The sequence below is a fragment of the Pseudomonas sp. Marseille-Q5117 genome (assembly GCF_946901175.1).
GTDB classification, from domain to species: Bacteria; Pseudomonadota; Gammaproteobacteria; order Pseudomonadales; family Pseudomonadaceae; genus Aquipseudomonas; species Aquipseudomonas iranensis.
This window is the reverse complement of the sequence record NZ_CAMPPP010000002.1, coordinates 129,038-141,782: the sequence shown is the minus strand read 5'-3', so window position 1 is coordinate 141,782 and position 12,745 is coordinate 129,038. Positions and strand designations below refer to the sequence as shown.

Sequence of the window (12,745 nt, the reverse complement as noted above, 5' to 3'; positions counted from 1 at the left end):
AACCCCGGCTTCTGTTACGTGAATCGACTGCGGTAACAGTTTTTTCACATTGTCATGCGTTACCCGCGCACGCGGTGGGTAACGCTCAGCTCTCGCTGGCGACCCCGGTCTTGCGCCGTGGAATGCCCAGACGCTGGCGGCGTTCCCACAGGCATTTGCGGCTGACGCCCAGTTTGCGTGCCAGTTCGGTCTCGGTCATGTGGTCCTGATGCTCGAGGACGAAATGCTGGAAATAGTCTTCCAGCGACAGATCCTCGGTCGGCTCATGGCTGCTGTTGCTGGCGTTACCGCCGGTTTGCGGCGGCAGGCCGATGAACTCGTCGTCTTCGAGATCGCTCAGCTCGATGTCGATGCCCAGCAGGTCGGCCGAGATCTCCGGGCTTTCGCTGAGAATCACCGCGCGCTCGACAGCGTTCTCCAGCTCACGCACGTTACCCGGCCAGGAATAGTGCCGGATCGCCTGTTCGGCATCGGCGGCAAATTTCAGGTCGGTGCGATTGATCCGCGCGCTCTGGCGAGCGAGGAAGGCATTGGCGATTTCGTTGACGTCGGCGCCACGCTCGCGCAGCGGCGGCAGCTTCAGGGCAATCACGTGCAGACGGTAATAAAGGTCTTCACGGAACTGACCGATTTTCGCCAGGCTCTTCAGATCGCGGTGAGTTGCAGCGATCAGGCGCACATCGACTTTCTGTGACTGCACCGAACCTACGCGGCGAATTTCGCCCTCCTGCAGAACCCGCAGCAAGCGAGCCTGGGCTTCGAGGGGCAGTTCGCCGATCTCATCGAGGAACAAGGTGCCGCCGTCCGCCGCTTCGACCAGACCAGCGCGACCGGCGCTGGCGCCGGTGAACGCGCCTTTCTCGTGGCCGAACAGTTCGGACTCGATCAGGCTTTCCGGAATCGCCGCACAGTTCACCGAAATCATTGGCGCCTTGGCGCGTTTCGACAGATTGTGCAGGGCACGGGCCACCAGTTCTTTACCGGTACCGGACTCACCCTGAATCAACACGTTGGAATCGGTTGGCGCGACTTTGCGGATCTTGCTGTACAGGTCCTGCATCGGTGGGCAGGAGCCGATGATGCCAATTTCACCATTGCTGTTATCCACAGCGGCTTTGCCATTGCCGGCGGCAGGCTTGCTCGCCGTGGCTTCGCCGGCAGCCGGCGCCGACTGGCGATCGCGCAGGATCCGCGCAACCGCCTGGAGCATTTCATCGTGGTCGAACGGCTTGGCGATGTAATCGACCGCGCCCATTTTCATCGAGTCGACCGCCGAGCGCAGGCTGGCGTAACTGGTCATGATCAGCACCGGTGTGCCTTGCCCGAGCTTGATCAGCTCGGTGCCCGGAGCGCCCGGCAGGCGCAGGTCGCTGACGATCAGATCGAACGTAGGAATGGTGAAGCGTTCTTGTGCTTCCTGCACTGATCCGGCTTCGCTGACCTGGTACTGGTTGCGTTCCAGCAGGCGGCGCAAGGCGGAGCGGATAATGGTTTCGTCTTCGACGATCAAAATGTGCGGCATTGATTCGATACTCTCGACGGTCTCAGTTCACAGCGGACGTCGCTTCGACATGACGCGGTAAGGTCACCCGGATACGGGTGCCGCGTTGGCTTTGTACATCAGCCGGGCTGTCGATGGTGATTTGTCCATAATGCTCTTCAACGATGGAATAGACCAGTGCAAGGCCCAGACCGGTGCCTTCACCCGGATCCTTGGTGGTGAAGAAAGGTTCGAACAATCGGTCCATGATGCTCGACGGAATGCCACTGCCTTCGTCTTCGACGATCAGATCGACCGTGTGTTCGCCGGCTTCGCTCTTGACCCGTACCGCACTGTGCGGCGGCGAGGCGTCGCGGGCGTTGGAGAGCAGATTGATCAGCACCTGGGCAAGCCGTTGCGGGTCGCCTTCGACCCAATGATCGGGATCGCACAGGTTGTAGAACTGCACTTCGAAGTTGCGCCGGTTCAGCGCCAGCAGGCCGATGGCATCCTGCGCGACTTCGGCCAGACATACCGGTTCGTCGTTGTGCTGATGACTGCCGGCATGGGCGAAGCTCATCAGCGACTGGACGATGCGCGAGACGCGTTTGGTCTGCTCGAGAATCTGCCCGCTGATTTCTGTCAGCTCGCCGTCGTCTTCGCGCTCTTCGCGCAGGTTCTGCGCCAGGCAGGCGATGCCGGTGATCGGGTTGCCGATTTCGTGGGCCACACCCGCTGCGAGTCGGCCGATGCTGGCCAGCCGTTCGGAATGCACCAGTTTGTCTTCGAGCATCTGCGTTTCGGTCAGATCCTCGACCAGTAACACCAGGCCACTGTTACCCGGTGCCAACGGCTCGTCGATTGCCGCTTTGTGCAGATTCAGCCAGCGGGTCTGACCATCGAGGGCCAGATGCTGTTTGTGCAAATGCTCGTCGGGCAGGTTGATAAAGCCTTGCAGCAGTTCTTTCCACGGGTTGGCGATGGTGCTCAGGCGCGAACCGACCACTCGCTGTGCGGCGATGCCGGTCAGCTCTTCCATCGCCTTGTTCCACATCAGGATCTCCTGATCCTTGGCCAGCGAGCAGACGCCCATCGGCAGTTCCTGCAAGGTCTGGCGGTGGTAGCGGCGCAGGGCGTCGAGCTCGGCGGCCAGGCCGGTGAGGCGCGAGTGATAATCCTCGAGACGGCTTTCAATGAAGTGGATGTCTTCGGTGACATAGTTTTCGCCGCCCGCCTTGTAAGGCAGGAAGGTTTCCACCATATCCTGCGCAACGCTCGGGCCCATCAGGCCGGACAGGTTGGCCTCAATGCGGTCGCGCAACCGGCGCAAGGCATACGGCCGGCGTTCATCGAAGGGTAGATACAAGTCGCGCAGCGCTTGCTCGACTTCTTTCTGCGCAGCCTTGGCACCCAGCGGTTTGGCCAGTTGCGTGGCGAATTCCTGCGGCGAGGCGGCGTGCAGTTCGCGGCGTTGCGGGCGCCGCACGTTATCCACCGCACAGGCCTCGGCGGCGCTGGCTTCTTCCGGGCTGGCGTTGGTGAACAGCGAGATCAAAGTGAACATCAGCACGTTGGCCGCCAGCGAGGCGATGGCCGCCATGTGCCAACTGGTGTCGTCGAGCACGTAGATCATGTTCAGCAGCGGGATATAGAAGCCCTGCAGATTGCCGACCAGCGGCAGCAGCATGGTCACCACCCAGACCGTGATCCCCGCCAGCAGACCGGCAATGAAGCCGCGGCGGTTGGCGGTCGGCCAGTACAACACCGACAACACCCCGGGCAGAAATTGCAGGGTCGCAACGAACGCGACGATGCCGAGGTTGGCCAGATCCTGTTCGACGCCGAGCATCAGGTAGAAACCGAAACCGGCCATGATGATCGCCACGATCAGCGCCCGACGGGTCCATTTCAGCCAGCGGTAGATATTGCCTTCGGCCGGCGGTTGATAAAGCGGCAGCACCAGATGGTTCAGCGCCATGCCCGACAAGGCCAGGGTGGTGACGATGATCAGGCCACTGGCGGCGGACAGGCCACCGACGTAGGCGAGCAAGGCCAGCGGTTTGCTGTTGGCGGCAATGCCGATACCAAGGGTGAAATATTCCGGATCGGTGGTGGCGCCGAGTTTCAGCCCGGCCCAGAGAATCAGCGGTACGGCAAGACTCATCAACAGCAGAAACAACGGCAGGCCCCAGCTGGCGCTGACCAGCGAGCGCGGGTTGAGGTTTTCCGTAAAGGTCATGTGATACATGTGCGGCATCACGATCGCCGAGGCGAAGAACACCAGCAGCAGCGTGCGCCACGGGCCTTCCTGCAACGGTGTGTGCAGGGCGGCGAGGGCGGTCTGGTTTTGCAGCAGCCACAGTTCGAGCTGTTGCGGGCCGTCGAACACACCATACAGCGCGTACAGGCCAACGCCGCCCAGAGCGATCAGTTTGATGATTGATTCGAAGGCAATCGCGAACACCAGCCCTTCATGTTTCTCGCGCGTGGCGATGTGCCGGGAACCGAAGAAAATCGTGAACAGAATGATCAGCGCACAGAACGCCAGCGCCACGCGGCTCTGCACACGTTCGCCGGTGAGAATGCCGATCGAGTCGGCCACGGCCTGAATCTGCAAGGCAAGCAATGGCAAGACGCCAATCAGCATGAAAATCGTGGTCAGCGCACCGGCCCAAGTGCTGCGAAAGCGGAAGGCAAACAGATCGGCCAGCGACGACAGTTGATACGTGCGGGTGATCTTCAGGATCGGATAAAGCAGCACCGGCGCCAGCAGGAATGCACCGGACACGCCGAGATAACTGGACAGAAAGCCGTAACCGTACTGATAGGCCAGGCCCACCGTGCCGTAGAACGCCCAGGCACTGGCGTAAACCCCCAGCGACAGGGTGTAGGTCAACGGGTGGCGAATGATCGCGCGCGGGATCATGCCCCGTTCGCTGACCCAGGCCACGCCGAACAGCGCCGCCAGGTACGCGGCGCTGATCAGGATCATCTGGGTCAGGCTAAAGCTCATCGGCATCTTTTTGGCTCTGCAGGATGAAGGTCACGACAATCAGGATCAGCCAGAGCAGATAAGGGCGATACCAGGCGCCCGTCGCGTCGATCCACCAATCCATGATGGCGGGGGAGAACAGGTAGATCCCGACGACCAGAAGCAGGACCAAGCGATAGATGTACATCCCGGCCTCTCTTTTTTATGCGCGTGCCCGAAAACGTGCGGCGATGGTAACGGATGGGTGCGCGACTGCAAGTGTCGTCATTGCAGTTGCGCTTCGGGCAAGGTCAGTGTGCGCGGGATCCTGTCGGCATCCCAGTGCGCACAGCCCCAGGCCAGCAGTTCACGCGGCGAAGCGTGAGCCAGTTCGGTGCCGGGGTTCTGCCCCAGTGCGCGCAAGGCCCGCAGCAGCAACGGCGTGGCCTGATCGGCTTCGAGCGGCGGCGAGCGGTAGGACTTGCCGAGTTTGTTGCCGTCCGGCTGGGTGATCAGCGGCAGGTGCAGATAGCGCGGCTGTTTCAGACCGAGCAGTTCTTGCAGGTACAGCTGACGCGGCGTCGAATCGAGCAGGTCGGCGCCACGCACGATGTCGGTGATGCCTTGCCAGGCGTCATCGAGCACCACCGCCAATTGATAAGCGTAGAGACCATCGCGCCGACGAATGACGAAGTCGCCGACGTCGCGGCCCAGGTGCTGACGGTATTCGCCCTGCACGCGATCGATGAAGTGGTATTCCAGCTCCGGCACGCGCAGGCGGATCGCGGCGTCGTGCTGTTCATGCCCGGCATTGCGGCAAAACCCCGGATAAATCCCGTGATAGGGCTCCAGTTGTTTGCGCGAGCAGGTGCAGGCGTAGGCCAGGCCATGATTGAACAAGCTATCGAGCACTTCGGCATAAGCCGCGTGTCGATCGCTTTGGCGGACCATTTCGCCGTCCCATTCGAAACCGTAACTTTCCAGCGCCTTGAGAATCGCCGCTTGCGCACCGGGCTCTTCGCGCGGCGGATCGAGATCTTCCATGCGCACCAGCCAGCGCCCACCGACGGCGCGGGCGTCGAGGTAAGACGCCAACGCAGCGACCAGCGAACCGAAGTGCAGGTGGCCACTGGGGGTGGGGGCGAAGCGGCCGATGTAGGCGGGGGCTTTGGCAGTCATGGAGGCGATAAAGGCTATTCAGAATTTGAGCAGGTTACCTCTGTGGGAGCGAGCCTGCTCGCGAAAGCGCTGTGTCAGTCAATAATGAGCTGTCTGAAGGGACGCTTTCGCGAGCAGGCTCGGTCCCACAGAGGCAGAAGCAGGTTCCGCGGGCAAAACACAGAAACAAAAACGGAGCGTTCGCACGCTCCGTCTTTCGTTCAGGTCGAGATTACTTGCCGACCTGCTTTTCCTTGATTTCCGCCAGGGTCTTGCAGTCGATGCACAGATCCGCCGTCGGACGGGCTTCGAGGCGCTTGACGCCGATCTCGATGCCGCAGGACTCGCACCAACCGTACTCTTCGTCTTCGATCAGTTGCAGGGTCTTGTCGATTTTCTTGATCAGCTTGCGCTCGCGGTCGCGGGCACGCAGCTCGAGGGCGAACTCTTCTTCCTGGCTGGCACGGTCGGCCGGGTCAGGGAAGTTGGCCGCTTCGTCTTTCATGTGATCAACCGTACGGTCGACTTCCTGCATCAAGTCCAGTTTCCACTTGTTCAGGATCTTGGTGAAGTGCGCGCGCATCGGAGCGCCCATGTACTCTTCACCCGCCTTCGGAACATAAGGTTCGAAGCCGCTGATCGTCGCTTGCTGCTGTTGCTTTGCTTGGGTGGACATGAAATAGACCGCCTCTACTCTTGTAATCCATTGCGCAGGATTGCTCCATCACCGACACCTGCCGGCCCTGCGGCTGCAAGCGGGCGAACTTACCAGATCAAATCAGCCTGCGCTACTCCCGGATGTCGAGCCCCCGGCGGGTGGCGCTTGCAGATGTCTGACAAGCCGTGTCTGTGGGAAGGGAGACCTGTTCAATCACTGATTTTAGTCAATCCTGGAGCGTACGTTCAGATCGTTACAGTCCAGCGTTCTTGAGGCTGTGACCTCCACGGGTTCTCGCTCGTTCCGGCAGACAGGTAGAATCGTCTCTTTTTTCCGTCGAAGGCATTCCAATGGGCCCCTACAGTGCGCGCAGTCGTGCGATCGAACCGTTCCATGTGATGGCGCTGCTGGCGCGGGCCAATGAATTGCAGGCCGAAGGCCACGACGTGATCCATCTCGAAATCGGCGAGCCGGACTTCACCACCGCCGAGCCGATCATTCGCGCCGGACAAGCTGCGTTGACTGCCGGCAAGACCCGTTACACCGCCGCCCGTGGCATTCCCGAACTGCGCGAGGCGATCGCCGGTTTCTACCAATCGCGTTACGGCCTGAATATCGACCCACGGCGGATTCTGATCACGCCGGGCGGCTCCGGCGCGCTGTTGCTGGCCAGTGCCCTGTTGGTCGATCCGGGTAAACACTGGCTGCTCGCCGACCCGGGCTACCCGTGCAATCGGCATTTCTTGCGGCTGGTCGAAGGCGCGGCGCAATTGGTGCCGGTCGGGCCGGAGGTGCGTTATCAACTGACCCCGGATCTGGTCGAGCGGCATTGGGATCACGACAGTGTCGGCGCCCTTGTCGCTTCGCCGGCCAACCCGACGGGCACTTTGCTGACCCGCGATGAACTGGGCGGATTATCCACAGCGATCAAGGCCAGGCACGGGCACTTGGTGGTGGATGAGATCTACCACGGCCTGACTTACGGCACCGATGCCGCCAGTGTGCTGGAAGTCGATGACAGCGCTTTTGTCCTCAACAGTTTCTCCAAGTATTTCGGCATGACCGGTTGGCGCCTGGGCTGGCTGGTCGCACCGGACGCGGCGGTCAGCGAGCTGGAAAAACTCGCGCAGAACCTCTACATCAGTGCGCCGCGCATGGCGCAGTACGCGGCGCTGGCCTGTTTCGAGCCAGCCACCATTGCTATTCTCGAAGAACGCCGCGCCGAATTTGCGCGCCGTCGCGACTTCCTCCTGCCGGCGCTGCGTGAACTCGGTTTCAACATCGCCGTTGAGCCGGAAGGCGCGTTTTATCTGTACGCCGATATCAGTCGTTTCGGCGGTGATGCCTTCGCCTTCTGCCGACATTTCCTCGAAACCGAGCACGTTGCCTTTACGCCGGGACTGGATTTCGGTCGTTATCAGGCCAGCCATCACGTGCGCTTCGCTTACACACAAAACCTCGCACGTTTACAGGAATCGGTTGAGCGCATCGCGCGCGGCTTGAAGAGCTGGCAAGGCTGATGCGCTTTTATCCTGCTCTGGAAGAAGCGCGGCTGATTCGCCGATATAAGCGTTTTCTCGCCGATATCGAAACCGTTAGCGGCGAGTTGCTGACCATTCACTGCCCCAATACCGGTTCGATGCTCAATTGTCAGGTCGAGGGCGGGCAGGTCTGGTTCAGTCGCTCCAACGACCCGAAACGCAAATTGCCCGGCACTTGGGAAATTGGCGAAACCCCGCAGGGCCGGCTGTTTTGTGTCAACACCGGGCGCGCCAACGGTTTGGTCGAAGAAGCCTTGCAGGCGGGCGTGATCACCGAGTTGAACGGCTTTACCGCGTTGAAGCGTGAGGTTGCCTACGGACAGGAAAAAAGTCGCATCGACTTCCGCCTCGAATACCCCAGCGGCCCGGCGTATGTCGAAGTCAAAAGCGTCACCCTCGGCTTCGACGGCACGGCGGTGGCGGCGTTTCCCGATGCGGTGACCCAGCGCGGCGCCAAACATCTGCGCGAGCTGGCGCATCTGGCGCGCGACGGCATTCGGGCGGTGCAGTTGTACTGCGTGAACCTCACCGGCATCGATGCCGTGCGCCCGGCCGAGGAAATCGATTGGGCTTACGCCGAGGCGCTGCGTGAAGCGGTCGCCTGCGGTGTTGAGGTGTTGGCCTACGGCGTGCGCCTGGACCATGAAGAGATGGTCATCGACCGCCGACTCGATGTGCGGCTCAACGGTTAAACGTCGACCCACACGCCTTGTGTATCTTCCCGGCATTCAATTGCCGTGAGCGACTGCCCGGCGCAGGGGCCGGCGACGCATTCGCCGTTCTCGATCAGAAACAGTGCGCCATGGGTGGCGCACTGGATCAGGCTGTTGCTCGGGTCGAGAAACTGGTCGGGCTGCCATTCCAGCCCGACACCCCGGTGCGGGCAGCGATTGAAATAGACAAAGACTTGGCCACCTCGACGCACGGCAAACAGCTTTTTGCCTTCGATTTCGAAACCGCGACTGCCGGCTTCGGCCAGATCGCTGCCGGCGCAGAGAAACTTCATGGCTATCCTCTAATGTCCGCTCGTGTCGGGATATGTCCGAGCTTGACGTTCAAATGCAAACAATTATCAAATGGCGACCTTCTCCCACAGGGAGTCTGGCCGTTGCCGAGGATACTTGGCTCGCTGCGCCGATGCCCGGGAAACCTTGTTCAAGGAAGCTGCGTATGCGCCTGAAAACCCGCGTTGCCGTGCTGTGTGTCGGCCTTTTTCTCAGTCATCAGGCGACCGCTGCGGATTTACCGCAACGCTGGGTCAGCGCCGGCGGTGCGCTGTCGGAATGGGTCAGCGCGTTGGGTGGTGAGTCGAAGCTGGTAGGGGTCGACACCACCAGCCAACATCCCGAATCGTTGCAGGCGCTGCCGAGTATCGGTTATCAGCGCAGCCTGTCGGCGGAAGGCATCTTGAGCCTGCGCCCGGACATTCTGATAGGTACTGAAGAAATGGGACCGCCGCCGGTTCTGGCGCAAGTCAAAGCGGCCAAGGTCAAGGTCGAGTTGTTCTCGGCGCAGCCGGATCTGCCGACGCTGGAAAAGAATGTCACCCATCTGGGCCAATTGCTCGGCGCACAAAGCCAAGCGGCGCAGCTGCTGCAGAGTTATCAACAGCAACTCCAGGGGCAGAAAGCGCGCGTTGCCCAAGTGCATGCCACACAGAAAGCCCCCGGCGTGTTGCTGTTGCTCAGGCATGCGGGCGGCAAGCCGTTGATTGCCGGCAAAGACACCGCCGCGGACTGGTTGCTGCAACAGGCTGGCGGGCACAACCTCGCGACGCATACCGGCTACAAACCGTTTTCTGTCGAATCCCTCGCCAGCCTCGATCCCGAAGTGCTGGTGTTCGCTGACCGTGCGCTGACCGGCGAGACCGCGAAAGCGGCATTGTTAAAGGAAAACCCGATCCTCAATTCCAGCCGTGCTGCCAAGAGCGGGCGGGTAATGGAGCTGGATCCGACGCTGCTGGTGGGCGGTCTCGGGCCGCGGTTGCCGGCTGCTTTGCAAACCTTGACTGATGGCTTCTACCCGGCCAAGGGCGGCCAATGACCACACTGGTCAAACCCCGTGGCTTGTTTATCGGCCTGACCTTGCTGTGTCTGCTGACGATCTGGCTGTCGCTGGCGCTGGGGCCGGTGAGCCTGCCGCTGTTCGATACCTTGCGCGCGGCGCTGCGTCTGATCGGCGTGCCGTTGGCGCCGCAAGGGTTAGAGCAGGCTGAGCTGATTCTCGGCCAGATCCGCCTGCCGCGAACCTTGCTCGGCTTGGCGGTCGGCGGCGTGCTGGCGCTGTCCGGGGTGGCGATGCAAGGTCTGTTTCGTAATCCGCTGGCGGACCCGGGACTGGTCGGGGTGTCCAGTGGCGCGGCACTCGGCGCGGCGATTGCGATTGTCGGCGGCACGTTCTTTGACGGCCTGCCGGAGTGGTTCGGGCCGTATCTGTTGTCGGTGTGTGCGTTTCTTGGCGGACTCGGGGTGACGGCGCTGGTCTATCGGCTGGGCCGGCGCAACGGTCAGACTCATGTGGCGACCATGTTGCTGGCCGGTATCGCGCTGACGGCGCTGGCCAGTTCGGCGGTCGGTCTGTTCACTTACCTGGCCGATGACGCCACGCTGCGCACCCTGACCTTCTGGAACCTCGGCAGCCTCAACGGCGCCAGTTACGCGCGGCTTTGGCCACTGCTGATCATCACCATCGGCGTGGCGCTGTGGCTGCCGCGCAGGGCCAAGGCATTGAATGCCTTGTTGCTCGGTGAATCCGAGGCCGGTCATCTGGGCATCGATGTCGAACGGCTCAAGCGCGAACTGGTGTTCTGCACCGCGCTGGGCGTTGGCGCGGCGGTTGCGGCGGCGGGCATGATCGGTTTTGTCGGGCTGGTGGTGCCGCATCTGGTGCGCCTGCTGGCCGGCCCGGATCACAAAGTTCTGTTGCCAGCCTCGGTGCTGGCCGGTGCGAGCCTGTTATTGCTCGCCGATCTGGTGGCGCGTCTGGCGCTGGCGCCGGCGGAGTTGCCGATCGGCATTGTTACTGCGTTTATCGGCGCGCCGTTCTTTCTTTATCTGCTGCTGCGAGGGCGTGCCTGATGCTGTCTGCGCACAATCTGCATGTCCGCCGTGGCCGCAAAGCTGTACTCAGTGGAGTCACGCTCAGGCTCGAACCCGGTCAAGTGCTTGGCGTGCTGGGACCGAACGGCGCCGGCAAAAGCACGTTGCTTGGGGCATTGTGTGGTGAGTTGCCCGCCAGTGACGGCAATGTCTCGCTCGAAGGTCAGGCGTTGAGCCACTGGAGCGGAACGCAGCGGGCACAACGACTGGCGGTGTTGCCGCAGGTTTCAACGCTGGACTTTGCCTTCGCCGTGGAAGAGGTCGTCGGCATGGGCCGTTTGCCGTACCAGACCGGGCGCGTACGTGATGACGAAATCGTCGCGGCAGCGCTGGCCGCCGCCGATGCCGGGCACCTGAGTGGGCGCAGCTATCTGGCGTTGTCAGGTGGCGAGCGTCAGCGCGTGCATCTGGCGCGGGTGCTGGCGCAACTCTGGCCGGGTCAGGCCGGGCAAACCTTGTTGCTCGACGAACCGACATCGATGCTCGATCCGCTGCATCAGCACACCACCTTGCAGGCGGTGCGCGAGTTCGCCGATCGCGGCGCGGCGGTACTGGTGATCCTGCATGATCTGAATCTGGCGGCGCGTTATTGTGATCGCGTGCTGCTGCTGGAGGAGGGGCGCCCGGTCGCGCTGGATACTCCGCAGCAAGTGCTGCGTCCGGATACGCTCAAAGCGGTGTTCGGCCTGGAGGTATTGGTGCAGCCGCACCCGGAGCGTGGGCATCCGCTGATCATCGCCCGCTGATCAATCATCGAGGTGTCGCATGCGTGGATTGTGGTTGTTGGCGCTGGTGTTGCTCGCGGGGTGTCAGCACGTGGCGGTTCCGCCGGTGGGCGCTGATATCCGCGATCTGCGCAGCGGCGAGGTACTTACGGCGCAGCAATTGCTGACGCGTCTGGCTGAGCCTGAGCGTTTGATCATCGGTGAGCAGCACGACATCGCCGATCACCATGCCGCACAGTTGTGGCTGTTGCAGTCGCTCGGCGAGCAGCGAGCGCAAGGCAGTCTGCTGCTGGAAATGCTCTCGCCGGTTCAACAAGCGAAAGTCGATGCGGCACGCCAGTCGAAATCCGTTCCGGCAGATCTGCCCGCGGCATTGGCCTGGCAAGAGGGCTGGGACTGGAACCTTTACGGGCCGATCGTGCGTTTTGCCCTGTCGCAGCCTTATCCGCTGCTGGCGGCCAATCTCGATGACAGCGAAATCCGCGCGTTCTACCGCAATCCACCTGCTCTGAACGGTCCGCGCAGCAATTCGCTGTCGGTTAAAAAAACTTTGCTTGGGCAAATCAGTGAATCCCACTGCGGCTTGCTGCCCGAATCACAGATGCCAGCAATGCTGGCGATTCAGCAACAGCGTGATCGACGCATGGCCGAACGCATGCTGGCGGCGCCGATGCCTTCGATTCTGCTGGCCGGTGCCTGGCATGCGCGCAAGGATGTCGGCGTGCCGCTGCATCTGTCGGATCTCGGCGCTGGCAAGGCGCCGATCGTATTGATGCTGGCCGAGCAGGGCGCTGCGGTATCGGCGGCGATGGCCGATTACGTCTGGTACACGCCGGCCACGCCGAAGCCGGATTACTGCGAGCAGATGCGCCAGCAATTCGCTAAATGACTTTTCCACAGGCAAAAAAAGACCCGGTAAAAAACCGGGTCAAATAACCGTGATTAGCCTGATGAGGAGATAATCTGAGAGTCCGAACCAAGGGCTTTTCAGAATATCGACTGATCTCGCGACCAGTTGTGATAATCATAGCGATTCTCATTACCGCGTCAACCGCTGATTTTGCAAATCTGTAATTTAGTTTTGCGAGCAGTGGTCAGGCCCTGTGAATAAAGG

General features: G+C 61.5%; 12 protein-coding genes. 6 read left to right on the top strand and 6 right to left on the bottom strand.

Features of this window, described 5'->3' with window-relative positions:
• Window positions 1-85: 85 nt before the first annotated feature.
• The 5 genes from OC605_RS03750 to dksA form a co-directional block, all read right to left on the bottom strand.
• Window positions 86-1,522, bottom strand: a complete 1,437-nt coding sequence (locus tag OC605_RS03750) for a sigma-54-dependent transcriptional regulator (protein WP_039761623.1) — start codon at window positions 1,520-1,522, stop codon at window positions 86-88.
• A gap of 22 nt (window positions 1,523-1,544) precedes the next feature.
• Window positions 1,545-4,499: a sensor histidine kinase gene (locus tag OC605_RS03745; RefSeq protein WP_024014332.1), complete on the bottom strand. Its 2,955-nt coding sequence runs from the start codon at window positions 4,497-4,499 to the stop codon at window positions 1,545-1,547.
• Window positions 4,483-4,659 carry a hypothetical protein gene (locus tag OC605_RS03740; protein ID WP_003176118.1) on the bottom strand — a complete coding sequence of 59 codons (177 nt, stop codon included), beginning with the start codon at window positions 4,657-4,659 and terminating at the stop codon, window positions 4,483-4,485. Before OC605_RS03740 ends, OC605_RS03745 begins: the two co-directional genes overlap by 17 nt.
• A 77-nt stretch (window positions 4,660-4,736) precedes the next feature.
• Window positions 4,737-5,630: a tRNA glutamyl-Q(34) synthetase GluQRS gene (gene gluQRS / locus OC605_RS03735; protein ID WP_262136333.1), complete on the bottom strand. Its 894-nt coding sequence runs from the start codon at window positions 5,628-5,630 to the stop codon at window positions 4,737-4,739.
• 211 nt (window positions 5,631-5,841) lie between these two features.
• Window positions 5,842-6,285 (bottom strand): RNA polymerase-binding protein DksA, encoded by a 444-nt coding sequence (gene dksA, locus OC605_RS03730; protein WP_101157646.1) that lies wholly within the window; start codon window positions 6,283-6,285, stop codon window positions 5,842-5,844.
• A gap of 332 nt (window positions 6,286-6,617) precedes the next feature.
• On the opposite strand from dksA, the gene OC605_RS03725 reads away from it, so the two are divergent.
• Window positions 6,618-7,787 carry a pyridoxal phosphate-dependent aminotransferase gene (locus OC605_RS03725; RefSeq protein ID WP_262136332.1) on the top strand — a complete coding sequence of 390 codons (1,170 nt, stop codon included), beginning with the start codon at window positions 6,618-6,620 and terminating at the stop codon, window positions 7,785-7,787.
• Entirely contained in the window at window positions 7,787-8,500 is a 714-nt protein-coding gene (sfsA, locus tag OC605_RS03720) for a DNA/RNA nuclease SfsA (protein WP_024014329.1), read from the top strand. Before OC605_RS03725 ends, sfsA begins: the two co-directional genes overlap by 1 nt.
• Here the strand turns inward: sfsA and OC605_RS03715 are convergent.
• Window positions 8,497-8,814 (bottom strand): Rieske (2Fe-2S) protein, encoded by a 318-nt coding sequence (locus tag OC605_RS03715; RefSeq protein WP_262136331.1) that lies wholly within the window; start codon window positions 8,812-8,814, stop codon window positions 8,497-8,499. The two genes, sfsA and OC605_RS03715, sit on opposite strands and share 4 nt — an antisense overlap.
• 164 nt (window positions 8,815-8,978) lie before the next feature.
• Here OC605_RS03715 and OC605_RS03710 point away from each other — a divergent pair, with 164 nt between their 5' ends.
• From OC605_RS03710 to OC605_RS03695, 4 genes are read left to right on the top strand one after another with little or no spacing between them, the layout of a single operon-like run.
• Complete coding sequence (locus OC605_RS03710; protein ID WP_262136330.1) at window positions 8,979-9,851, top strand: hemin ABC transporter substrate-binding protein; 873 nt, start codon at window positions 8,979-8,981, stop codon at window positions 9,849-9,851.
• 50 nt (window positions 9,852-9,901) lie between these two features.
• Window positions 9,902-10,885 (top strand): FecCD family ABC transporter permease, encoded by a 984-nt coding sequence (locus tag OC605_RS03705; protein ID WP_262136484.1) that lies wholly within the window; start codon window positions 9,902-9,904, stop codon window positions 10,883-10,885.
• A complete protein-coding gene (locus OC605_RS03700; protein ID WP_410055981.1) occupies window positions 10,882-11,652 on the top strand; it encodes a heme ABC transporter ATP-binding protein in 771 nt (256 codons plus the stop codon). Before OC605_RS03705 ends, OC605_RS03700 begins: the two co-directional genes overlap by 4 nt.
• A 19-nt stretch (window positions 11,653-11,671) precedes the next feature.
• Window positions 11,672-12,520: a ChaN family lipoprotein gene (locus OC605_RS03695; protein WP_262136329.1), complete on the top strand. Its 849-nt coding sequence runs from the start codon at window positions 11,672-11,674 to the stop codon at window positions 12,518-12,520.
• The last annotated feature ends 225 nt before the right edge of the window (window positions 12,521-12,745 follow it).

Coding starts and splice junctions, on each gene's coding strand:
- OC605_RS03745 (WP_024014332.1), bottom strand. CDS start 4,499: ATGCCGATGAGCTTTAGCCTGACCCAGATGATCCTGATCAGCGCCGCG.
- OC605_RS03715 (WP_262136331.1), bottom strand. CDS start 8,814: ATGAAGTTTCTCTGCGCCGGCAGCGATCTGGCCGAAGCCGGCAGTCGC.
- OC605_RS03695 (WP_262136329.1), top strand. CDS start 11,672: ATGCGTGGATTGTGGTTGTTGGCGCTGGTGTTGCTCGCGGGGTGTCAG.
- OC605_RS03725 (WP_262136332.1), top strand. CDS start 6,618: ATGGGCCCCTACAGTGCGCGCAGTCGTGCGATCGAACCGTTCCATGTG.
- OC605_RS03750 (WP_039761623.1), bottom strand. CDS start 1,522: ATGCCGCACATTTTGATCGTCGAAGACGAAACCATTATCCGCTCCGCC.
- OC605_RS03740 (WP_003176118.1), bottom strand. CDS start 4,659: ATGTACATCTATCGCTTGGTCCTGCTTCTGGTCGTCGGGATCTACCTG.
- gluQRS (WP_262136333.1), bottom strand. CDS start 5,630: ATGACTGCCAAAGCCCCCGCCTACATCGGCCGCTTCGCCCCCACCCCC.
- OC605_RS03710 (WP_262136330.1), top strand. CDS start 8,979: ATGCGCCTGAAAACCCGCGTTGCCGTGCTGTGTGTCGGCCTTTTTCTC.
- dksA (WP_101157646.1), bottom strand. CDS start 6,285: ATGTCCACCCAAGCAAAGCAACAGCAGCAAGCGACGATCAGCGGCTTC.
- sfsA (WP_024014329.1), top strand. CDS start 7,787: ATGCGCTTTTATCCTGCTCTGGAAGAAGCGCGGCTGATTCGCCGATAT.